At 36.6% G+C, this 25,189-nt stretch carries 14 protein-coding genes; 13 read left to right on the top strand and 1 reads right to left on the bottom strand.

Going from position 1 to position 25,189, the window contains the following annotated elements; genetic code table 11:
• The first annotated feature begins 263 nt into the window (after nt 1-263).
• The 11 genes from C8P67_RS00185 (at nt 264) to C8P67_RS00135 (ending at nt 15,549) form a co-directional block, all read left to right on the top strand.
• Complete coding sequence (locus C8P67_RS00185; RefSeq protein ID WP_115809161.1) at nt 264-1,004, top strand: (Fe-S)-binding protein; 741 nt, start codon at nt 264-266, stop codon at nt 1,002-1,004.
• 22 nt (nt 1,005-1,026) lie between these two features.
• Nucleotides 1,027-2,430, top strand: coding sequence for a lactate utilization protein B (locus tag C8P67_RS00180; protein WP_115809159.1), 1,404 nt, complete (start codon nt 1,027-1,029; stop codon nt 2,428-2,430).
• Entirely contained in the window at nt 2,420-3,007 is a 588-nt protein-coding gene (locus C8P67_RS00175) for a LutC/YkgG family protein (protein ID WP_115809157.1), read from the top strand. Before C8P67_RS00180 ends, C8P67_RS00175 begins: the two co-directional genes overlap by 11 nt.
• A gap of 394 nt (nt 3,008-3,401) precedes the next feature.
• Nucleotides 3,402-6,485: a SusC/RagA family TonB-linked outer membrane protein gene (locus tag C8P67_RS00170; RefSeq protein ID WP_115809155.1), complete on the top strand. Its 3,084-nt coding sequence runs from the start codon at nt 3,402-3,404 to the stop codon at nt 6,483-6,485.
• 12 nt (nt 6,486-6,497) lie between these two features.
• Nucleotides 6,498-8,003 (top strand): SusD/RagB family nutrient-binding outer membrane lipoprotein, encoded by a 1,506-nt coding sequence (locus C8P67_RS00165; RefSeq protein WP_115809153.1) that lies wholly within the window; start codon nt 6,498-6,500, stop codon nt 8,001-8,003.
• A gap of 7 nt (nt 8,004-8,010) precedes the next feature.
• The gene (locus tag C8P67_RS00160; RefSeq protein WP_115809151.1) at nt 8,011-9,651 is read left to right on the top strand and encodes an alkaline phosphatase family protein; all 1,641 of its coding nucleotides are present in this window, start codon (nt 8,011-8,013) and stop codon (nt 9,649-9,651) included.
• A gap of 38 nt (nt 9,652-9,689) precedes the next feature.
• Nucleotides 9,690-11,045, top strand: a complete 1,356-nt coding sequence (gene pbfA, locus C8P67_RS00155) for a (R)-1-hydroxy-2-aminoethylphosphonate ammonia-lyase (protein WP_115809149.1) — start codon at nt 9,690-9,692, stop codon at nt 11,043-11,045.
• A 196-nt stretch (nt 11,046-11,241) separates the two neighbouring features.
• Complete coding sequence (locus C8P67_RS00150) at nt 11,242-12,333, top strand: alkaline phosphatase family protein (RefSeq protein WP_115809147.1); 1,092 nt, start codon at nt 11,242-11,244, stop codon at nt 12,331-12,333.
• A gap of 4 nt (nt 12,334-12,337) precedes the next feature.
• Complete coding sequence (locus tag C8P67_RS00145; RefSeq protein ID WP_245980346.1) at nt 12,338-13,618, top strand: DUF5690 family protein; 1,281 nt, start codon at nt 12,338-12,340, stop codon at nt 13,616-13,618.
• A gap of 90 nt (nt 13,619-13,708) precedes the next feature.
• Nucleotides 13,709-14,866, top strand: coding sequence for a TIGR03364 family FAD-dependent oxidoreductase (locus C8P67_RS00140; protein ID WP_115809143.1), 1,158 nt, complete (start codon nt 13,709-13,711; stop codon nt 14,864-14,866).
• On the top strand, nt 14,866-15,549 hold the full coding sequence (locus C8P67_RS00135; RefSeq protein WP_115809141.1) for a phosphonatase-like hydrolase: 684 nt from the start codon (nt 14,866-14,868) through the stop codon (nt 15,547-15,549). The genes C8P67_RS00140 and C8P67_RS00135 overlap by 1 nt, the downstream gene beginning before the upstream one ends.
• A gap of 100 nt (nt 15,550-15,649) precedes the next feature.
• On the opposite strand, the gene C8P67_RS00130 is transcribed toward C8P67_RS00135, so the two are convergent.
• Nucleotides 15,650-16,231, bottom strand: coding sequence for a helix-turn-helix domain-containing protein (locus C8P67_RS00130; RefSeq protein WP_115809139.1), 582 nt, complete (start codon nt 16,229-16,231; stop codon nt 15,650-15,652).
• A gap of 602 nt (nt 16,232-16,833) precedes the next feature.
• Between C8P67_RS00130 and msrA the strand changes: the two genes are divergently transcribed.
• Together msrA and C8P67_RS00120 are read left to right on the top strand one after the other, a co-directional pair.
• Nucleotides 16,834-17,325: a peptide-methionine (S)-S-oxide reductase MsrA gene (gene msrA / locus C8P67_RS00125; protein ID WP_115809137.1), complete on the top strand. Its 492-nt coding sequence runs from the start codon at nt 16,834-16,836 to the stop codon at nt 17,323-17,325.
• Nucleotides 17,326-18,151: 826 nt separating this feature from the next.
• Nucleotides 18,152-25,150 (top strand): hypothetical protein, encoded by a 6,999-nt coding sequence (locus C8P67_RS00120; protein WP_115809134.1) that lies wholly within the window; start codon nt 18,152-18,154, stop codon nt 25,148-25,150.
• Nucleotides 25,151-25,189 lie beyond the last annotated feature (39 nt).

Genomic DNA, 25,189 nt, shown 5'->3' with positions numbered 1-25,189 from the left:
AATATAAAGGAGAGCTCTTATGAGCTCTTTTTTTATGATACCAAGAGATGGAATACATCGGTACTACTTTGCTGATTTTTGCATATAAACAAAGCGGAAAATGTCTGTTATGAAGTGATGATTCTGCCTAATTCAGCTGTAATTTATTTCTAAAGACTTTTCAGCATGAATTAAAAGCAGTCCTAAGAAAAAAGAACCCGAAGCTGGAAGGTATTGAAAAGTAATTTATCTATTTTTGAAGATGAATTCGAATCAAATATAAAATGAAAGCAGCGCTCTTTATTCCCTGTTACGTCGACCAATTTTACCCCAAAGCAGCTATTGCGGCTTATGAATTATTGCAAAAGTTAGGCTGCTATGTTGATTTTCCGATGAAACAAACCTGTTGTGGACAGCCTATGGCCAATAGTGGTTATCAGCATTTAACCGAAGGCTGCGATGCTAATTTCATTGCCAATTTTGCCGGTTTTGATTACATAGTCTGTCCTTCCGGAAGTTGTGTAATGCATGTCAAAGAACATTTACACAGCGATACCAACAAAGAACTGGCAGCAAAACTTCGTTCGTCTGTTTATGAGTTGACCGAATTTATAACCGATATTTTAAAAATAGAAAGTATTGAGGGCGATTTTCCGTTCAGAGTTGGAATGCATCAAAGCTGTCATGGGCAGCGTGGATTAAAGCTTTCGCAGATGAGTGAATTAAACGCTCCTTTTTTTTCAAAACCTGGACAATTATTGACCAAAATAAAAGGAATAGATTTAGTTTCCTTATCCCGAAAAGATGAGTGCTGCGGTTTTGGAGGTACTTTTTGTGTGACCGAAGAAGCTATTTCTGTTAAAATGGGTCAAGACCGTATCAAAGATCACGAAAAACATCATGTTGATTATATAACTGGTGTAGATATGTCTTGTTTAATGCATTTAGAAGGAATTTTGAAAAGACAAAAAAGCCCGATTAAAACAATTCATATTGCTGAGATTTTGAATACATTCAAAGTGTAGTTTTATCATTTATAAAGAAATAATGAGTTCAAATAAAACAATACCGCATAGCGAAGCTGCAGCCATTTTTAATAAAAATGAGGAGCGTGTCAATTGGCATGACGAAACACTTTGGTTTGTTCGTGAAAAAAGAGATAAATCGGCACATCAGATTCCGGAATGGGAACTGCTTAGAGAAACGGCTTCACAAATAAAACTCAATGTCCTTTCAAATATCCATGATTATTTGGTAGAATTTGAAACCAATGCTCAGAAAAACGGAATTATAGTTCACTGGGCAGCTAATGCCGAGGAGCACAATGTTATAGTTCATTCGATATTAGAAAAAAACAACATCAAACAAATGGTAAAATCTAAATCGATGCTTACCGAAGAATGTCATCTCAATGATTATTTGACAGAACGCGGCATTGATGTTATCGATTCAGATTTAGGAGAGCGTATTGTTCAGCTTCGTAATGAACCGCCAAGCCATATTGTTCTGCCGGCTATTCACCTTAAAAAAGAAGATGTCAGTGAAACTTTTCATGAACATCTTGGTACCGAAAAAGGAAATATTGATCCGCAGTATTTAACAGAATCGGCCCGTCATCATTTAAGAGATGTTTTTTTGACACGTAAAGCAGCTTTAACAGGAGTAAATTTTGCAGTTGCCGAAACTGGTGAATTCGTGGTGTGCACCAATGAAGGGAATGCTGATATGGGAGCGCATTTAGCTGACGTTCATATTGCCTGTATGGGATTTGAAAAATTAATTCCGAAGCGGGAACATTTAGGTGTTTTCCTGAGATTATTAGCAAGAAGTGCCACAGGACAGCCAATAACAACTTTTTCCAGTCATTTTAAAAAACCAAGAGAGGGCAAAGAGATTCATGTCGTTATCGTTGATAATGGAAGAAGTGAGCAGTTAGGGAGAGAAGAATTTAGGAATTCATTGAAATGCATCCGTTGTGGCGCCTGTATGAATACCTGCCCAGTGTACAGACGAAGCGGAGGACATAGTTATCACAATGCCGTTGCTGGACCAATTGGTTCGATTTTAGCTCCTAATCTGGACATGAAAAAGAATGCCGATTTGCCTTTTGCCAGTACTTTATGTGGTTCCTGCACAAATGTCTGTCCTGTAAAAATTGATATTCATGATCAGCTGTACAAATGGAGACAGGTTTTGGTAAAAGAGGGTTATACTCCAAAAGCCAAAACGATAGCGATGAAAACTATGGCAGCAGTTTTAGCCAATCCAATGGTGTTTGAAATTGTTGGTAAATCCGGCCGTTTTGCAATGAAAAATCTGCCTGGTTTGGTAAATAATAAACTGAATAAATGGTACGACCAGCGTGAAATGCCTGAAGTGCCTGAAGAATCTTTTAAAGAATGGTACAAGAAAAACAGTAAATCAGCGAAAGGGAAAAATGATGAGCAGTAAAGAATCTATTTTACAAAAAATAAAACAAAATCAGCCAAAAGATCTGAACGAACTTCCAAATTTAGAACCTTTGAAAGAATCTAATTTAGATGTTTTAGAACAGTATAAAACGATTTTAAAAAGCATTGGAGGAGATTTTGCAGAAGTATCAAGTTATGCTGAAATTGTTGCTTTTGTTAAAGAAAATTTCGATATCAGTAAACGTATACTAACCACTCTTCCAGAACTTTCTGAAGTGGCAAATCTGGAATGGACCAACGATGATCCTCATTCTTTGCAGAATGCCGAACAGATTCTAGTTAAAGCGCATTTTGGCGTAGCCGAAAATAGTGCACTTTGGGTCACAGATGAAATTATGGGACAAAGGGTTTCGACTTTTATCCCGCAGTATTTAGCAATAATTGTTAATAAAAAAGATATTGTTGCCAAAATGCATCAAGCTTATGACCGTATTGGAAATCAGGAATATGGTTTTGGAACATTTATCGCCGGGCCTTCAAAAACTGCCGATATTGAGCAGTCATTAGTTTTAGGAGCACACGGAGCAAGAGGATTAACCGTTTTTATATTGGGATAATGTATTTTTAGAATTCAAATGTTTTCCTTAAAAATGTAACTATATTCAATTGCTTTCCATGATATAGGAATTCTTGAGTTCTCGAAATAATACACAAAAAAAGCCTATAAATTTTGTTATTTACAGGCTTTCTGTTTCATTTAAATGATTTTGTAGAAGACTTTCTGCGACATCTGGATATATGGCTTTATTGCTTCCTGCACTTTTATTTGTTAGAACTTCTATAAGATGCTTATCACTTAAAAAAGCATACTAAATTTCTTAGGTAACATTAATTTGACAATACAATAAAGACTTGTTAAGGATTTCTTAAAATCAAAAAGTTTACATATGGTAAAATTTATTTCACATTTGTGTTGTAAAAATTTACTAATAGTAACTATTTGAATAGCTAATGAAAAACTTAAAAACTTTAATGATTTTTGTAATGATGTTCTCCACATCATTAATTGTGGCTCAAACAAGCACTTTTAAAGGGAGAATAATTGATGAACTCGGTATGCCTTTGCCCTTTGCATCGGTGCTGATTAAAGGAACTTCTACTGCAGTTAATGCAGATTCCAATGGGAATTTTGAAATTGAATTAAAAAAAGATAATGAAGTATTACAAATCTCTTTTCTGGGTTATGTAACTGCAAATTTTGAAACTGCAGGCAAAACTTCTGGCGTATTCAAACTAATTCCTGATTCTCAAAAACTGGACGAAGTAGTGGTAACTGCTTTAGGAATTAAAAAGGAAAAGAAAAAATTAAGTTATTCGGTTCAGGAAGTTGAGGGAGATTTAACTAAAGGTAGAGATGCTAATATTATGAACTCACTTTCAGGTAAAGTATCGGGTTTGATTGTTGCTGCATCACCTGAATTTTTTACCAGTCCTAAAATGTATTTGAGGGGTAAAAGCCCTTTAATCGTGGTAGATGGAGTTCCTTTGGGAACTGATACGTGGAATATTAGTCCAGATGATATTGAAAGTGTCAATGTTTTGAAAGGAGCAAATGCCGCTGCGCTATATGGTTCAGTTGGAGGAAACGGTGCGGTGCAGATCACAACTAAAAGAGGTGCCAGTAACAAAAAAGGTTATGTGGTAGAATTTAATCATAACTCAATGATCCAAGGTGGGTTTAATGCTGTTCCAACAACTCAAAATGCATATGGTCCGGGTTCTTATGGGAATTATGCTTTCGTTGATGGAAAAGGTGGCGGTATTAATGACGCGGATTATGATCAGTGGGGACCAAAGTTTGAAGGACAGCTAATTACACAGTATGACAGCCCGCTTGATGCCAATGGAAAACTTATTCCGACGCCTTGGCTTGCAAGAGGAGCAAACAATTTTGATAATTTCATGACAGATGGACTGCTTTCGACTAACAATTTATCTTTAGCTTCTAATTTTGATAAAGGGAATATCCGCTTTTCATTATCAAATACCCATCAGGACGGAATTAATCCAAATACCAAATTAGATATTTATAATTTCAATTTAAGCGGAAAATACAATCTGAGTGATAAAACTTGGGTTGATGCCAGTTCAAATTTCAATTTTCAAACTTCTCCAAATAACCCGAACGTACAATACGGACCAAATAGTTACATCTACAATATGCTGATCTGGGGCGGAGCTGATTACGATATTAGAGATTTAAGAGATTATTGGCAGGAAGGTAAAGAAGGTCTTCAGCAAAAAAACTTCGAATATACTAGATATAACAATCCTAATTTCATGGCTCATGAATGGCTGAGAGGGTATTATAAAAATGATTATTCTGGTCAGATAAGTTTAAATCATCAGTTTAATGATAGTTTTTCAGGATTGATAAGAACAAATATGTCAGTGAGTAATTTATTCAGAAATGAAAAATTTCCTTATTCCATGACTACTTATGATAGGGAAAAGGCTGAAGGAGATTACAAAGAACAATATGATTACAGATTCAAAAATTACTCTGATTTTATGTTGAACTATGATAAAACGATTAGCGATTTTGAAATTAAAGCTACTCTTGGTGCCAATATAAATATTGAAAAATATAGAAATTCTTACGCTACAACTAATTATTTGATTATACCTGGTTTGTACACGTTGAGCAATAGCCAGACTCCAATGCAGCCAACAAGTTATAACAGCCATTATCAAACCAATAGCTGGTATGGTTCAATGGATTTGTCATACAAATCATTCCTGTTTTTAGGTGCTACCGGAAGATTTGATACCGATTCGAGATTACCTGAACAAAACAATACTTTCTTTTACCCATCTGTTGGTTTAAGTGCTGTTATAAGTGAAATTGTAGATATTCCTTTAGTAGATTTTCTGAAAGTAAGAACTTCGTTTGCAAAAGTTGGTGGCTCATTGGATATTTACAGTAATCTTGACACTTACAGATTAAGGGATCCTTTTACTATCGATGGCGTTACATATAACGCAGCTTACGTAGGAGAAATTTTGAACAACGACCAATTAAAACCAGCATTCAACTCCTCAGCAGAATTTGGTATGGAAACAAGAATGTTTAAAAGCAGATTTGGCTTCGATGTTACTTATTACCAAAATACAAATGGACCACAGATTTTTGATTTGAAATATTCTGAAACTTCAGGTTATCAAGGAAGTAAACAAAATGGTATAACAACTGAAACAAAAGGATTTGAATTATCTGCTTTTGTGAAACCAGTAAAAAGTGCCAATTTCAATTGGGATTTCAGAGTGAACTGGTCAACGTATAAAGAATATCTAAAAGAGGTTTATCCAGGTATTGATAATAACGGATTAATAAACATTGGGGATCGTGTTGATGGTTTTTTCATTAATGATTTTATGAGAACCAATGAAGGGAAATTAATCGTAGGTAATGACGGAAAACCGCTTATTAATCCTTATAAAACTAAAGTTGGTTACAAAGCACCAGATTGGTCAATGGGTATTACAAATAATCTGAATTATAAAAATCTGGCATTGAATTTCACATTTGACGGACGTTATGGCGGAAAAATCGAAAACTATGTAAACCAAAAAATGTGGCAGAGCGGACGACATGCTGATAGTGATACGCCCGAAAGAGCTAATGATGTGAAAGGAATAAAGTCATACGTGACTGATGGTGTTGTCATAACAGGTGGAGAATTAATTACTGACGGTCAGGGAAATACTATTACTGATACAAGAACTTTTGCTCCAAATACAACCAAAATGTATTATCAGGATTATGCAAAATCATACCACGGAAATTATGCAGCAAATATTATAGAAAAAACGTTTTTTAAATTAAGAGAAATAAGCCTGACTTACAGTTTTCCGGATTCTTTCATAAAAAATTCATTTATGACGTATGCCTCTATTTCTCTTGTGGGGAGAGATTTACTGTACTTCTCAAAAAATAAAAATATTGATTTAGATCAGTTTTTAGACGAAAGTGCTTCGCCATTGCAAACTCCAACTGTAAAAAGTTACGGTATTAACTTAAACTTTAAATTTTAAAAACGAGCAAAAATGAAAACAATACAACTATATAAAAGCGTACTAATTATTGTAATGGTTTTTATGGTGGGAGCGTGTACTAATTTTGAAGATTTGGCCGATGATCCAAATCGTGCAACAAGTGTTCCGCCATCGATGTTATTGACAGAAGTTTTACGGGTAATGAATAATGTCGATGATGAAGGTCCGTGGTCCAGCGCGCAGAGAGACAACCAGTTTTGGGCAATATCTTTTGACTATTACGGGGAGCAGGATTACAACTGGGGCTCAGCACCATTGCGTTACACGACTATGTCTAATGTTCAGGCAATGGTAAAAGAAGCAGAGAAATTAGATACAAAAAATAAATATGCAGCTTTAGCAAAATTTTTCGATGCTTACTTTTTAGATTATATGTCTAAAAGAATGGGGGACATCCCAATGACTGAATCGCTAAAAGCTAAAAGTGATGATCCAATTACAAAGCCTAAATACGATGCCCAGAAAGATGTCTATATTGAGATTTTGAGACTTTTAGATGCTGCAAATGATCAGATTACAGCAGCAAAGGCAGAAGTAGGGACAGGCGCTGTTCAAGGTGATTTTTTATATAAAGGAGACTTGGATAAATGGCAGAGAGCAATTAATTCATTTCACTTAAGAGTGCTGATCAGTTTAAGTAAAAAAACAGCAGATATTAATGTTATCAGCCAATTTAAAGGGATCATTAGTAACCCATCAAAATATCCATTAATGAGAGGGATTGAAGATAATATGACACGTAATTTTTCAGATGAAAACGGTAATAATTATGCATTAAACCCCGGTAATTTTGGACGTAATAGAAACAGAGATATCATGGCAGGTACCTATTTGAATATTCTTAAACAAAACAATGATCCAAGAATTTATAAAGTTGCAGATCCTGCTGCCTTTTATTTTAAAGCAAACGATCCTTTGAATTTAAATGCGTATATCCCAGCAAATACGGGAGACGAACAAGGTTCTATGCAAGTGGCTTCAGATGAAGGGAAATTATCATATCCTAGCGAGAAAAGATACTACAGTAATTATGTTGGTGAAGGATATATCTTATTTGGATACGCAGAACAGCAGTTTGTAATTGCCGAAGCCATAAACAGAGGATGGATCGACGGCAGTGCAGCAGCTTATTATAACCAGGGAATCAAAGCTTCTATGGACTTTTACAATGTTTCCAGTACTGATATTTCCAGTTTCTTAAGCAATGCAAATGTTGTTTATAAAGGAAATAATACTGCTGGCTTGGAACAAATTCTGACTCAAAAATATGTTGCCTTTTTCCAAAATTCCGAAAGAGAAGCTTATTTCAATTACAGAAGAACAGGGATTCCAAAATTTGATGTTGGACCAGCAAATAAAAACAATGGTAAAATACCAATGAGATGGAAATATCCGCAGAGTGAATTCGAAACAAATTCTGAAAACGTGAAAGCTGCATTAGCTAGCCAATACGGAGGAACTGATGATATTAATGCAGTTATGTGGCTTTTAAAATAAGAGCATAATGAAACATACCAAAAATTTAATCATGATCATAGCGATATTCTCGCTATGGTCTTGTTTTTCACAGAATAAAAAAGATTTTTCAGCAGTAAAACATGTTGTAGTTATTGGTTTTGACGGATTGAGCCCAAATGGAATTGAAAATGCCAAAACCCCAAATTTTGATAAATTAATAAAAGAAGGTGCTTCGACTATGCATGCAAGGTCGGTACTGCCATCAAGTTCAAGTACCAATTGGGCGTCAATGATTATGGGAGCAGGACCAGAGCAGCACGGAATCACTTCAAACGACTGGGAGAAAAATAATTTTGTTCTTCCTGCAGTTGTGCAAGGTGAGGATTTTCTTTTTCCAACCATTTTTAAATTAATTCATGATCAGAAAAAAAATGCCGAAATAGGAGCGATTTACCATTGGACAGGTTTTGGAAGACTCTTTGAAAAAAGCGCTGTTACCTATGATATTAATCCTGAAACAGAAGACGAAACTGCACTTAAAGCCAGCAGTTATATAAAATCAAAACAGCCTGTTTTTACATTTGTGCACTTTGATCACGTCGATCATGCCGGACACGAATACGGTCACGGCAGTCCCGAATATTATAAAGCTGTAGAAAAAGCAGATGTTTTATTAGGTCAAGTGATGCAGGCAATAACAAGCTCAGCAATGGCAGGCGAAACGATAGTGATTGTGAGTTCAGACCACGGGGGCATAGGCAAAGGTCATGGCGGTGAATCATTGCAGGAAGTGGAGATTCCGTTTATTGTCTGGGGAAAATCAGTGAAGAAAAATTATACGATTGATTTTCCTGTTTACCAATATGATAATGCTGCAACTGTGGCTTTTACTTTAGGCTTAAAAATGCCGATTGCCTGCATTGGCAGACCAGTAAAAAATGCTTTTGAAGGATACAGCGATCAAGACAATTATCCGATGACAAAAAGAGTTAAAGCGCCTGTCATTTTACCCAAAGCAGTTTTAAGCAAAAGAGCCGGCGGGCTGTTTACCAATCAAGCTGAAGTGGTAATCGAAAATCCAAGCAGTGAAGGCGAAATTAGATATACAACCGATGGATCCATGCCTTCGGGTAAATCTCTTTTGTATAAAACTCCTTTTAAAACAGATAAAAATGCAGTTGTAAAAAGTGCTGTTTTCAAAAATGGAAGTATAGCCAGTCTGGTAAGTGAAGCTTTCTTCAGAGTAATTCCAGCCGGTTTTCAGCCTCCTGTTTCTTATGAAATATTTTATCTGTCAAATTTAAGCGGTATTCCTTTTTTAGATAATCTGGTTCCGAATGAAAAAGGAAATTGTTTTGAAATAAGTTCCGAAGAAATCAATTCAAAGATTAAAGATAATACCGCAGTGCGGTTTAAAACTACAATTACTATCGAAAAAGAAGGAGTTTATAAGTTTTACACCAGATCTGATGACGGCAGTATTTTGAAAGTCAATAATGAAATCGTGGCAAATAATGACGGAGATCACGGTATAATAGAAAAATCAGGCGAAATTAAGCTGAAATCGGGAGTTTATCCTTTAGAAGTTGTTTGGTTTAATGGCGGAGGAGGAGGCTGGTTAGACGTTTACTATGAAACAGCAGGAATTCCAAAACAAATTATTCCTTCTTCGATTTTTAAGCAGTAAGGTAAAATAAAAGCAGTAAAAGAACCAAATTCGATTGCATGAATAATCTCAATACCAATAAAAAAACCGAAGGAGATATTAACTCGACCTCGCAAAGAGCACTCTGGAATGCATCTGAAAATAATGAGCAGACAAAGAATCTCTTAGAAAAAGATGCGCGTTATTTTTTGCATCAATCGATGTCAACGCCTTGTTTAGATGTTTTAGAATCTTGTGAAGGTGCTCATATTACAAACATTTCTGGTAAAAAATATTTGGATTTTCATGGAAACAACGTACATCAAATTGGGTATGCAAATCCCAAATTGATTGAAAATTTAATCGAACAGCTGCAAATACTTCCTTTTTCACCAAGACGTTTTACAAATAAACCAGCAATTGATTTTGCAGAGAAATTAGCATCCCTATGTCCGTCAGATTTAAATCGCGTACTGCTTACACCCAACGGAAGTTCAGCCATTGGCATTGCGCTAAAACTGGCAAGAGCGATTACGAAAAAGTTTAAAGTAGTTTCTTTTTGGGATTCCTTTCACGGAGCTTCTTTAGACGCAGTGAGTGTGGGAGGAGAATCTGTTTTTAGGGAATATATGGGACCGTTAATGCCGGGTGTAGAACGCATTCCTCCACCGGTAACGTATCGCGGTATTTTTGAAAACAATGAACAAAAGTGTTTAGAATATTTAGAATATGTTTTTTCTAAAGAAAATGATATTGGCGCTTTTATCGCTGAAACGATCAGGAATACCGATGTTCAAATTCCATCAAAAAACTTTTGGAAAGAAGCCCGCAGACTCTGTTCTCAATATGGCGTTTTATTGATTTTGGATGAAATCCCGATAGCTTTAGGCCGAACAGGAAAAATGTTTGCTTTTGAACATTATGATATTGAGCCCGATATTCTCTGCATAGGCAAAGGTTTAGGCGGTGGTATTATGCCGCAGGCTGCAATTATTACAAGAGATGAGTATAATGTTTTTGGCGACATTTCTTTAGGACATTATACGCATGAAAAAAGTCCGCTGGGAGCTGTTGCTGCTTTAACCACCATTTCATTTATTGAAGATGAAAATCTTTTGAAGAAAGTAAATGACGATGCTCTTTTTATGGAAGAAGCATTGCAAAAACTAAAAACCAAATATGCGGTTATTGGCGATATCCGTGGCAGAGGTCTTTTGTGGGGAGTAGAATTAGTAAAAAACCGCATAACCAAAGAAAAAGCTGTAAACGAAGCAGAAAAAGTAATGTATGCTTGTCTTAAAAAAGGATTAAGCTTTAAAGTTTCTGCGGGCAACGTTTTGCAGTTATCACCAGCGCTGACCATTACAAGAGAAGAGCTACAGACTGCGTTAAAGATACTAGATGAAAGTCTGAGCGAACTTTCATTGGAAGATTAAAAAGAAAAGTTCATTTGGTATTTGTGTAGAATTTAAAGATGAAAACCATTTTTAAAGATTTGAACAATTAAGAATATTAAGTTTTTTATCTGTATCTTAATGGATGTTAATGTGTTAATGTGTAAAAAAAAAATAATGTTTACTATATTTCAGTAGAACCAAAAGAAAAATATTTAAAAATTAAAAACAAATAAAAATGAAAAAAATAATTATAGCAGTTATATGTGTTTTTAGCTTTTTAGGAGCAGAGGCACAGGAAAAAAAAGCAGTAAAAAATCCAAAAATAGTCCTGATTACTTTAGACGGATTTCGCTGGCAGGAACTGTTTACTGGAGCCGACAGTAAGCTAATTACAAAAAAGTATGCAGAAGATACAACAGCTTTGAAGGAGAGATTTTGGAGAAATACGCCACAGGAAAGAAGAACTGTTTTAATGCCTTTTTTCTGGAATGAAGTTGTTAAAATGGGACAATTACACGGTAATAGAAACTTAGGAAGTAATGTGAATTTGACCAATAAAATGTGGTTTTCATATCCGGGTTACAATGAGATTTTGACTGGTGCGGCTGATGATAAGCGAATTAACAGCAACGATAAGTTCAATAATCCTAATACTACGGTTTTAGAGAAAGTCAATTCACTTTCTAAATATAAAAATAAAGTTGCCGCTTTTGGGAGCTGGGATGTTTTTCCCTTTATTATCAACGAAGAGCGTTCAGGAATACCTGTAAATGCTGGTTTTGAAACTGTAAAGGGTGATAAAATTTCTGCTAGAGAAGTGTTTTTGAATGAGCTGCAGCCAAAAGTGCCGTCACCATGGGATTCTGTTCGATTTGATGCTTTTACTTCGAATTATGCAGTAGAGTATATGAAAAGAGAGCACCCGGAACTGGTTTATATATCTTATGGAGAAACAGATGATTTTGCACATGATGGCAATTATCAGGCTTATTTAAAATCAGCAAATGCAGCCGATGGCTTAATTGAAGACTTATGGAAATTTACCCAAAAAGATTCTTTTTATAAAGACAATACTCTTTTTATTATTTCGACAGATCACGGGCGCGGAACAGAGCCGTTGGATCAGTGGAGAAGTCACGGTTCTAAGATTGAGGGAGCTGATCAGGTGTGGTTAGTTGTGTTTGGAAACGGCATTCAGGCTCTTGGCGAGGTAACGGCAAAAGAACAGCTGTACAGCAATCAGATTGCACCAACAGTTCTGCAATTTTTTGATACTGCAAAAGATGATCAAATGAAAGGACAGCCTTTAGAAATACTTAAAAAATAGTTCAATGAAAAGTAAAAAGTCGGATATACTCTTTGTTTTGAATGCGTCACTGGCTTCTTTTGGAGTGTATTTTTGTATGTATGCTTTCAGAAAACCTTTTTCAGTCGCCACTTTTGAAGGTTTAGAAGTATTCCATATCGATTATAAAATCCTTTTAATTATTGCGCAGGTGGTTGGTTATGCAATTTCTAAATTCATCGGAATTAAAATCATTTCAGAACTAAAAGCAAGCCAAAGACTATTTTATCTGCTGGGATTAATAGGCATTGCAGAGATCGCTCTGGTACTTTTTGCTTTGGTACCAAAACCATATAATATCTTTTTTATGTTCTTGAATGGAGTGCCTTTGGGTATGATCTGGGGAATTGTTTTCTCGTATCTGGAAGGAAGAAAATTTACCGAAATATTAGGTGTTGCATTAAGCACCAGTTTTATTGTTTCTAGCGGAGTAGTAAAATCGGCTGGATTTTATGTGATGAATTCGTTGCATTTTTCAGAGTTTTGGATGCCGGCGATTACAGGACTTTTATTTATAGGACCCTTACTATTTTTTAGCTGGATGTTAGAAAGAATTCCAAAGCCTTCTCCAGAAGATATTGTTTTGCGTTCGGAGCGCATTCCAATGAGTAACAAAGACCGGAAAAAGGTGTTGCTGCAGTTTTCATTTCCGATAACTATCTGGGTTTTATTTTATACATATCTCACTGCTTTTCGTGATTTCAGGGATAATTTTGCCCGCGAATTATGGGACAGCCTTGGTTATAAAGATGATATGGGTGTTTACACAAGTTCAGAAATAATAGTGGCTTGTATTGTACTGCTGGTTTTAGGAGCTGCATTCTATTTTAGAGACAATATGAAAGCATTATTTTTTTATCATACGTTACTATTATTGGGTTCAATAGCGATTGGTTTTTCTACTTATTTGTTTCACAACCAAGCTATTAGTCCATTTAGCTGGATGGTCGTATCAGGATTTGGTTTATACATTTGCTATGTTCCTTTTAACTGTTTGTTTTTTGACCGCTTTATAGCCGCTTTTAAAATTAAAGGCAATGCAGGTTTTTTTATTTACATCGCAGATGCATTTGGATATTTGGGAAGCGTTACCGTTTTATTGTACAAAAATTTTGGACAGTCTAATGTGTCCTGGCTGGATTTTTTTATGAGTAGCGCCTACCTAATTGCAGTTATGGGAATAGCTGTAACTGTGAGTTCTATGGTTTATCTGAACAACAAAAAGAAGAAGATTAAAAAACAAAATATAAATTATCAATTCGTTTAAATGAAATGAGCATAGCTCAATATTGGTAGCAAACACCAACGAAGATATGCGAACTACATATGACCAATAAAAAACAATAAATATCTTCATATGAAAACACAATATGATTTGATCGTTGTAGGCGGTGGTGTTTTGGGAACTTTTCACGCATATCATGCATTAAAAGCGGGAATGAAAGTTGCCGTAATTGAAAAAGATAAAATGCCCAAAAGTGCTACAATTCAAAACTTTGGACAAGTAGTACCTTCTGGAATGGATTCAAAATGGCAGGCTTACGGAAGGGAAAGTTTAAATATTTACAAAGAAATTCAAAGTCAGTTTGATATTTCTGTTAGACAGAATGGTTCTGTTTATTTGGCTTCAAATGATGAGGAAGTACAGCTTATTGAGGAGTTGTCCCAAATTAATAAAGTCAATAATTATTCGTCAGTTTTATTGAATAAAAAAGAATGTTTAGATAAATATCCGGGTTTAGATACTGGTTACGTAAAAGCAGGATTGTTTTTCCCTGAAGAAGTTACTGTCGAACCACGATCGATGATTTACAGACTTCAGGAATATATGATACAGCATTTGGGACTAATATTAATCATGAATACGGCTATTTTAAATTGCGAAAATTTACCTGAAGGTATAATCTTAGAAAGTGCATCAAAGGAACATTATTTTGCTAAAAAAGTAATTATATGCAATGGCAGTGAATTTAAAAATTTATATCCTGAGTTGTTTTTCAGGAGTGATTTAGAGGTTTCAAAATTGCAGATGCTGCAGACTAAACCTCAGAAAAATTACAAATTGGACGGATCAATTTTGACCGGTTTGTCGATTAGGCGTTATGAATCGTTTTATGAGTGTCCGTCTTTTAATGAAATAAAAGCAAAAGAAAATCCAGACTCTTTAGAGAAAAAATGGGGAGTACATATTTTATTTAAACAGGCTGCGGACGGATCAGTAATTTTAGGAGATTCACATCAATACGCATCGGCGGAAAATATAGATGATTTAGGTTTTAACCTGGATATGGATATTGATAAATTTATGATAAAAGAAGCCAAAAAAATTATTAATCTGCCTAATTATGAAATTCAGAACAGATGGTTTGGCATGTATTCGCAATGTAAAACTAAAGATGTTTTTGAGCATACAATTGGAGAAAACATTCATATTATTACAGGAATTGGAGGCAAGGGAATGACTGGAAGTGCAGGTTTTTCAAAAGAAAATATAATTAAAATTTTTAATAAATAATGAAGCAAGAAATACAACTGGTGGTATTTGATATGGCCGGAACTACTGTTGATGAAGGGAATCTAGTATATAAAACAGTTCAAAAAGTGATAAATGATGAGGGTTATAATGTATCGCTGGATAATGTTTTGAATTACGGCGCTGGTAAAGAAAAATACCAGGCCATTTATGATGTTTTAAAAGAATGTACCAATTCAGAAACTGTTGAAGTAACTGCTCAAAAGGTATTTTCTAATTTTAAGCCGGCATTAGAAAAAGCATACGCTGATTTAGAAGTAAAAACTTTTGAAGGAACTGAAGCACTATTTAAGGATTTAAGAAATAACAACATCAAAGTCGTTTTAAACACAGGCTATGATTTTATTACGGCTAATAATTTACTCTTAAAACTAGGCTGGTCAGTAGGAGAAACTATTGATGCTTTGGTTACCTCCGATGATGTTAAAAACGGAAGACCTGACGGCGATATGATTGTGAAAGCTATGGAACTTACAGGAATAAATGATCCTAAAAAAGTTTTGAAAGTTGGTGATTCAGCTATTGATATTGAGGAAGGTAAAAGTGCTAATTGCGGTATGACAGCAGGAGTTTTAACTGGTGCACAAACCAGAGAACAAATACAGAATGCAAATCCAACGATTATAATAAATAATTTGACAGAATTAAGAGCAGTACTCTTGTAAAGATTAGTTATTTCTTCTCCTTCCTGATACTTTAATAGGGAGGAGTTTTTTTCTTTCATGAATTATGCATGTGATAAAATTTTAAAAAATCGCAATAGCTTTATTCTCTTTGTGTGTTGAAAAAGAAATAAAGAACCAGCATCTTTGCCGAACTGTTACTGCGATTTATAGGAACATGTGGAATTCTGCCATCAAAAAATATGGAGTCGCCTTCTTTTATAAGCACTTCATCGTCTCCAATAACATACACGCATTCTCCAGAGAGCATATATTTGTATTCAAAAGCGTCAGTTTCCACTTTTTCTCTTTTAGAATTGGGTTTCACTTCCAGCAAGACCGCTTCAAAACCGATTGATGAAAGCTGTTTTCCAAAAATGTACTCATAAGTAAAACCTTTTGCATCGTCTTCTTTTTCTATAATTGAATTGTCCTTAGCGCGCGAAACAATGTAATTTGCTCCTGTAGGTTTTGGCATTCCTTCAAAGAAATCCGAAACCTCAATTTCTAAAGCATTTATAATATTCAATAAAACAGGCAGCGACGGTATTGTTCTTCCGTTTTCAATTCTGGATATCAGACCATTACTTACATCAGCAGCATTGGCTACTGTACTGATTGTTTTTTTATTTTTTTTCCGAATATCTTTTATTCTTTTTCCTATTCCAATTAAGTAGTCATTCATTAGATATTGTATTTGTTACGAATATGCAATTTTTACTTGGTATAAAAAAGCAGTTTTTATACCAAAATTGTATAAAAAAAGCCTGCAAATTTTTAATTTGCAGGCTTTTAAAGGATTTCGAGACATTTTGTATGTTTTGTCAACTTCGAGAAGCTGGCTTTAAACGGTCCCAGTTGAGTCACTGGAATCTCAATCGAACACCTAATTCCCTTACTAATGTTTATAGATCGTCTAGGAAAATGATGTTTAATCTCTTTATTTATAAGGGTTTTGTCTTTTTTTTAGTTTTTGTCGAATTGTTTTCTAAAAATCAATAATGTGTCTTTTTTTAGATTTTTTCGAATCAAATTGGTTATTTAAAAATAGAAAATATCGCTTCCAGAATATGTCAAGGTGTTCGACAGTCGAATACCTGATTTTTGTCTGTAATATACCAATGAAAATAGCAGATGCTTCATCCAGAATAGATGTATAATAAACTTCTTCTATCACTATTTTTTATTGTATAATAAATATTTAGGAGTATTTCTGGCAGGATCTTTTATAGCATGTTAAGTAACTTTGTATAAAACAGATTTATTAATTTAATCATTGTTTATTTTATGGAAAATATAAAGATGGCGTATTTCGCAGGTGGCTGTTTTTGGGGAATGGAAGACCTGTTTCGCACAAGGACGGGAGTAATAGACACAGAGGTAGGTTATATCGGTGGTCAGAATGAAAACCCGACTTATGAAAACCACCCTGGACATGCGGAGGGTCTTAAAATTATTTATGACAATACTAAAACTTCCTATAAGGAACTGCTTGACTATTTTTTTAGAGTACACGATCCTACCACTCTGGACAGACAGGGAAATGACAGGGGTTCAAGTTACAGGTCAGCTCTTTTTATACAGGATGAAGAGGAAAAGAAAACGGCAGAGGAAGTTATCAAAATAGTTGACGAATCAGGACGCTGGCAGGGTAAAGCAGTAACTACCCTTGAGCCGTTCTCTATTTTTTGGCCTGCCGAAGATTATCATCAAGACTACCTCGTTAAAAAACCGAATGGATATACCTGCCATTTTGAAAGGTTTGGCACATTTTTGTAAAAAACTTTTTTAATTGTACGAGAACCTCGCACTCTATTTCAATACAAATTATGGGATTTCTAACTATGCAGAGATTCCATAATTTCTAATAACTTTGATAGTATCAAACTTCTGCTCAATTAATACATTCAAATGAGATTAAATTAATTTGTAATGCCGTTCCCAATTTTACAAATTTTCTGAAATTGAAAAACAAATTATACATGAAAAGTGTAATCATATTACTATTATATACCTACAATAGCATACAACTTTACATTAATAAATTACATCAGCCTTTTAGTTAAAAAGCGATGAATAACATTGCGGATGTTATTTAGGATCTTACGATACTTTCGAATTATATCGTCAAGCAAAAAAGTTTTTAACCTATTTTATTTTTTTTGAAAAATCTAAGCTTTTGTCAAAATCAGAGGCAGCTCAGTTTCAAATTTTACTTTTAGCAAAATACAAAAAGCTTTTTTAAAGCATTATTTGTGGCACCTAATTTAATATATTTAGTTTTGAATTATGATTTTTTTATTTTAATAATTTGATAATAAGCAGGTTGTGTTTGTAGAATATTTTAAAATAGTTTTTTTGTAAGTATAAGATTATTTTAATTTATTTTTTATTTTTACGTAATCACCTGTAATACAGTTTAATATATTTTTTTTGAATGAAAAATATTTAAAAAAAGGCACGTATAGAGTAGCAAATTGTAAATTAAAGTGTACATTTAATGATGCATAACGTTTTGAAAATGACTTTTTAATGGGATTTTGAGTTCACGCACCACAGGCAGAGAAAAAGTGGCAAAATCCGTATAATTTTAAATTTTGCAAACATGATTAAATCGCTATCTAACTTTATCTGCCGGATATTTGCTGGCTTTGTGACATTGTTATTTGCTGTTTCTGCAAATTCACAATCCACTGCAACGGTCTTCAGTGCTGATTTTACAGCTTCTGCCGGAACTGGTTATACAACTACAGCGGGCTTTGTTGGTACAAGTACAGTTTGGAGCCATTCTACGAGTGGAACTGATTTTGGTGCGCGCATCAACGGCGGAACGGCAACGCTTTCAAACGATGCTTCTGCGGCTGCAAATGCCAATGGCTGGAATATGATTTCCACCAGCACTTCAAGTTTTACAGCACCTTATAATACAGCGTTAAGTTCAAATCCGGGTATGGTCACCTGGACATTCAACATGAGACAGCTACGGGCCAATCCCAGTGGTTTTACTTCCGGTCTTTATGGCGCTGCTTTTATTTTAGCAGGAACCTCGGGAACTACTAATTCCGTCGGGACAGGCTATGCAGTTATACTTGGTAATTCTGGAAAAACGGATCCTTTGAAATTGGTAAGCTATTCAGGCGGTCTTCAAACAACAACACAGATATTGGCATCGAATACTTCAGGACTAGCTGATTTTGGAAATACTTATTTGAGTGTAAAAGTAACCTATACTCCAAGCACAAATACCTGGCAGCTATTTGTCAGAAATGATGGCAGCGCTTTTTTAGACCCCAATAGCGGAAGTTTGACTTTACAAGGGACTGCAATAAACAGCACCTATGCCTCAAGTGTTTTGCCTATAATGGGCGCTTTTTGGAATTCAAGTACAAGAGCCAATCAAACGGCGGTCTTTGATAATGTAAAGGTGACAGTAGCAGTTCCAACAATTACAAGCATATCGCCACCTTCTAAAGTAGCAGGAACCGGAGCTTTTACACTGACGGTTAACGGGACTGGTTTTGTCAGCGGTACTAGTACAGTCCGTTGGAACGGCAGTAACCGAACAACTACTTTTGTTTCGGCTACACAGCTTACTGCTGCTGTATTGGCAGCCGATATTGCTTCTGCAGGAACAGCTGCCATAACGGTAGCTAATGGTGTAGCCGTTTCTAATGGACAAACATTTACTATTGACCCTGCAGGAGTGCCAAACATAAGTCTTTCCACTAGTGGTTTAACTGCAATGACTACGATAACCGGGACTGTTTCTGCAGCACAAACCTACACAGTAAGCGGCAGTAATTTAACAGCTGACGTTATTGTTACAGCTCCCGCTAATTTTGAAGTGTCAACAAATAACAGCACTTATTCAGGGTCTGTAACGCTTCCCCGAACTGGAAATGTACTTACGCCAGTAACAGTTTATGCCCGGGTTAAAGCTTCAGCACCATCAGGATTATATTCGGCGGCTATCGACAATAGTACTACTGGTGGAACTACGAAATCTGTCGCAGTTGCAGCTACAGTTATTGCCTCGAAACCAACAGTACAAGCCACAGCAGTTACTTTTACAACGGTTACTTCAACTACTTTTAATATCAATTGGACGAATGGTAATGGTGCCAATCATTTGGTTTTAATCAAAAGTGGCAGTGCTGTTAATTCCAATCCGGTAGATGGTATTATCTATACTGCCATAAACTCTTTTGGAGCCGGCTCTGAAATTGGTACAGGGAATTATGTAATATATTCAGGCAGCAGTAATACCGTTAATGTAAGCGGATTGCAACCTAACACCGCTTATTATGTTGCTGTATACGATTATAACGGTTCAGGAGGAACCGAAAGTTATTTAACTACAAGCCCGGCATCCGGAAACAGAACAACACTTAATGCACCGGTGGGCTGGCAGATATACAATACTAATGTCACCAATACAATTACATTTGACACTACGGTTGATGGTGTTAATGAAGGAACGTATCAGGCTGCAGGATTGTCACCAACATTAACTAGTGGCGAGTTAAACTCCAATGCATGGGCAATCACAGGATTTAGTGATGGTGCGATTGCTTTTGGAGGAACAAGCAACGATGGTGAGGATTATGACAGAGGAACCGCAACAGAAGGAGTTACGGTGGGCGGAGTCTATGCTTTTGACACTGCAGCCAATAATTTTGCTTTGGGAATACAGCCAGCAACCGGGGATTTTGTACCGGGTTCGGCAACGCTTCGCTTTCAGAACCAGACAGGAGCAGCGATAACTTCGGTAAGTATAGGATATAAAGTATATATCTATAATGAGCAGGCAGCATCGAGTAGTTTCAATTTCAGTCATTCGGCAGACAATTCCACTTACACCAGTGTTTCCGGATTAAATGTAATCTCACCAGCAGCTGCCGATGTGTCACCCCAATGGAAAGCATATTATCGTGTAGTAACGTTAACAGGTTTGAATATAGCTAATAACAGTTATTACTATTTCCGATGGACAGGAGCCACCGTTTCAGGTACTACAGATTTTGATGCGTTTGGATTGGATGATATCGTTATGGTCGCTAATCCTTCAACCAATTATGCTTCATTTAACGGAACAGCTGAAAACTTTGTTGTTTTAGGAAATACCACTTTATCAGGAAGTACGACTGTTACCAGTGATTTGACTCTTAACGGAGGTAAAGTTGATATGAATGGCAATACATTAACCCTCAATGGAACTGTAACAAACACTACTTCGGGAGGATTAAAAGGCAGTGCATCCAGTAACCTGATTATAAGCGGTGCAGTCAGCCCTTCATTGAGTTTTGACCAAACTACTTTGGGAACCACCAATCTAGTGAATAATTTAAGCATCAATACGACTGCTTCTAATACCGTGACAATTTTAAATCCAGTGGTTGTCAATGGTACATTGACAACCGCCGTCGACCAAACATTGAATATGGGAACCAACGCCTTAACAGGGACTTTATCTGCTATTGCCAATAATGGAACTATTGCTACTCAAAATACCACAAGCATCCCGATACCAACAGGAAAAACATGGGGCGGAACAATCAATTACAATGCTGCGTCGGCACAGCAGACTGCAGTAAGTGGCACCTACAATAATTTTACTGTTTCAACTACAGGGGGTGCCATTGCGACCAGTTCGCTTACAGTAAATGGGATATTAAACCTTCCGCAGCCCAATCCGTCGGCTACTATCGGAAGTTTCTCAACCGGAGCATTTACAATGACTATGGGGGGAAGCGCAACAAATGCAGGTGTTGGAGATGTTACTGGGATAGTAACCAGAACTTCAATTGTTGCCAATACCCTTTATACATTTGGAAACACCTATACTTCAATTATCTTTCCTAATATTGGAACATTACCAACATCCCTGAGTCTGAAAATTGCCATTGGAACAGCCCCGAGCTGGAGAACAGGAGCCATTAACAGAACTTATGACTTTATACAAACTGGAGCTTCAGGAACGAAAGCAGTAATTCAGGCCCATTATTTAGATACTGAATTAAACGGAAATAACGAAATAAAATTAGTGGATTGGGCCCATATAGTAGCCTCAAGTACAACATTGGAACAGGGAAGGTCAAATTATAACACCACCGAAAATTGGGTGGAACTAACTAACGTGAATGTTGGTTTGTATTTCACTGGAACTTTTGGACAAGTTTTACTAACATTAGATGAATCGGCAACCGGGTCACTTACCTGGAATGGGTCGTCTAGCAATTCCTGGACTACCGCTGCTAATTGGACTCCAAATGCCACCCCATCTGACTTTACCGTGGTGTATATTCCCGATGCCACCACAACGCCTAATGACCCGATATTAAACCCATCAGTTCTATTGGGTTCCTTAAATATCGATGCGGGAGGAATACTAAATGCGCCGGTCAATTCCCAATTTACCATTAATAATGGTGCTGGAGCTTGGATTAATAATGGAATCTATAACCCAGGAACTGGGACAAGTACTGTTATTTTTACCAGTCCCGATGCTACGATGGCAGGTTCCACAAATTTCAATAATATTACCATTAATTCAGGAGCCACTCTGCGTCCTTTAACGGATAATGTGATGCAAATTGCGGGTACTTTTACACTGAACGGAAGTTTTAGTTCAGGAGCCATTGAAAACACGGTAATCTATTCAGGAACCAACCAAACGGTTGTTAGCCCCAATACAGGTTTGCTAGCCTATCACAACTTAATCATTAACGGAACCGGAGCTGTTTTTCCAAGTTCTTTGAATATTACCGATAATCTTACGCTCAATCAGTCTGTTGATTTTACTGGAAAAACCATAGCTATGACAGGTATGGAACCACAAATTATTTCAGGTGCAGCAGCTCCAGCATTCAATAACTTAACCATCAATAATACCTTTGGTGGTGTTAGTTTAGCGACTAATGCCACTGTAAACGGAACCTTAACGCTTACTTCAGGGATTTTAGATTTAGGAAATTATAATTTGCTGTTAGGAGCTAATGCTGTTTCCGGTAGTTTTTCTGTATCCAATATGATAGTTGCTAATGGAACAGGAGAGCTGCGCAGAAGCTATACAGGAACGGGTTCCTATACCTTCCCAATAGGAGATATGACAGATACAGCGGAGTATTCACCAATTACAGTAAACATAACCGCAGGTACTTTTTCGAGTGCCTATGTGGGGGTTGCTGTTGTTGACGCCATTCACCCAAACAATTCAAGTGCTTCTAACAACATCACGCGGTATTGGAAAGTTAAAGAATCTGGTATCACAGGAGCTGTGGCTACCATTACGGCTAATTATCTGGCAGCTGACATTGTAGGAACTGAAGGTGATATCAGTGGCGGTCAGCTAAATGGTGTTTTCAATCAGGTCTCTAATCCCTGGGTAAAGTACACGGCTTTAGCAAGTAATAGTTTTACAGCTACAGGAGCAACATTAACAGCTGGTCAAACTTCTGCATTCACAGGAATCAAGGGAGGTTCATTTTCGGTTATACTTTCAGGATTCGGTTCATTCTGCCTTAATGCTTCTGCCACATTAACCGCTGACATAATTGGTGGCGATGCTCCTTATACTTATTTGTGGTCTGGGGGTCTTGGAACTGGGCAGACTGCAGCACCTCCGACTTCATCTGTTGGAACGATAAATTATACGGTTACTGTAAAAGATGCCAATGGGATTACGGCCTCAGATAATAATAATGTCACTGTCCTTCAGGATGTTCTTGGAGGAACCGTTTCATCAAATCAGACTATTTGTGCCGCAAACACTCCTGCAGACCTTACATTGACCGGTCAAACGGGAAGTGTAATTTATTGGCAAAGCGCATCCGATTTGGGTTTTACAGCGCCGGTAAATATTGCCAATACCACAACTACGCTTACTGGAGCTTCAATGGGGCCTTTGACAGCAACTACTTATTTCCGTGCTGTTGTTCTAAATGGAACCTGTCCAAATGTCTATTCGTCTGTTGCGGCAATTTCAATTAACTCAACCACCTGGACAGGAAGCTGGAGCAACGGTGTGCCGAACAGTACTGCTTCGGTCATCATTTCAGCTAATTATACGCCAGCAGCTTCTTTTGAGTGCTGTTCTTTAACGGTTAACAATAATGCAGCTGTTTTGATTCCATCGGGGATTAATTTGACTTTAAACGGAATACTTACAGTGGTTTCAGGCAGCAGTTTTACATTACAGAGTAATGCCAATTTAATACAGACTACTGATACAGCCAATTCCGGAAATATCACTGTTTTACGGGATTCTGCACCCATTAAGCGTTTGGATCACACCTTATGGTGCAGTCCTGTATCGGGCACGCAAACCCTGCAACAATTTTCTCCCAATACGCTCTCCAACCGTTTTTATGTCTATAATATTCTAAATAATACCTATACGGCAACACCGGCAACAGGTTATTTTCCATTGGCGAAAGCTATTGCTGTACGCGCCCCGAATAATTGGCCTGCGGCAGAGTCGGCATGGGGAGGAAGTTTTACGGGTATTCCCAATAACGGAAATATTACAACACCATTGGAAAATACTGGTGCGGCCTACAACGGAATTGGTAATCCATATCCATCAACAATCAGCGGAACTGAGCTGGTAAATGCCAACAGTACAATGATAACTGGTACGCTGTATTTTTATGCACACACTTTAGCAATGGATGCAACGGGGCAATTCCCGCCCGGGACTAATTATGCCCTCTGGAATCCCGGCACAGGAGGAACGCCTGCAACAGCTGGCGGCGGCGGTACTGGCAGCAGTCCTGTAACTCCAAACGGACTCATACAAACCGGTCAGGGATTTTTGGTAAAAGCTACAGCTCAGGGCAATATGATTTTTACCAACAGTATGAGAAAAACAAATACAGCTAATCCCTTTTTTAAGCAAAGTGCATTAAAATCCAATACAGCAGAACCTGATATTGAGAGACACCGTATATGGCTCACCCTCGGTGACAGCAATGGTTCTTTAAATACCATATTAGTGGGTTATGCGGAGGGAGCAACCAGTGGCATTGATTATGGCTATGACGGATTAAAGTTTGGAGGCTCAGGAAGTGAGCTGTATTCGATTATAGAGGGAGATGCATACAGTATTCAGGGCAGAGCTTTACCTTTTACAGCTGGCGACAATGTGCCATTAGGTTTTAAAGCTACAGAATCGGGTACTTTCACTATTGCTGTTTATAAAACAGATGGATTATTTAGCGGAAATCAGGATATACTGATCAAAGATAATCTGACAGGAACAACAAACAGCATCAAAACAGCATCATATAATTTCACCAGTGCCATTGGAACTTTTGACGGGCGTTTTGAAATAGTTTACACAAAAGGCAGCTTAGGCATTGACCCGCAGACAGCAATTGAAAACAGTGTAATAATATTCACAAAAAATAGTACACTATTTGTTCAAAGCAACAGTGTTATAACAACAGTGAGAATTTTTGATACACTCGGAAGATTACTTTCCGAAAATAAAAATATAAATGATAGACGTTTCCAGCGTGACAAATCAAGTTTTGCCAGACAGGCTGTTCTTATTGAGGTCACAGATAACGAAAATAAAAAAGTTGTCAAAAAAATAATCCTTTAAAATACCGCTGGGTTTTCTAAAAGCCTTGGATTTAATGTT

Source organism: Flavobacterium aquicola (assembly GCF_003385115.1).
Classification (GTDB): Bacteria; Bacteroidota; Bacteroidia; order Flavobacteriales; family Flavobacteriaceae; genus Flavobacterium; species Flavobacterium aquicola.
The sequence above is the reverse complement of the archived record's forward strand: the minus strand, read 5'-3'. Positions and strand labels throughout refer to the sequence as shown.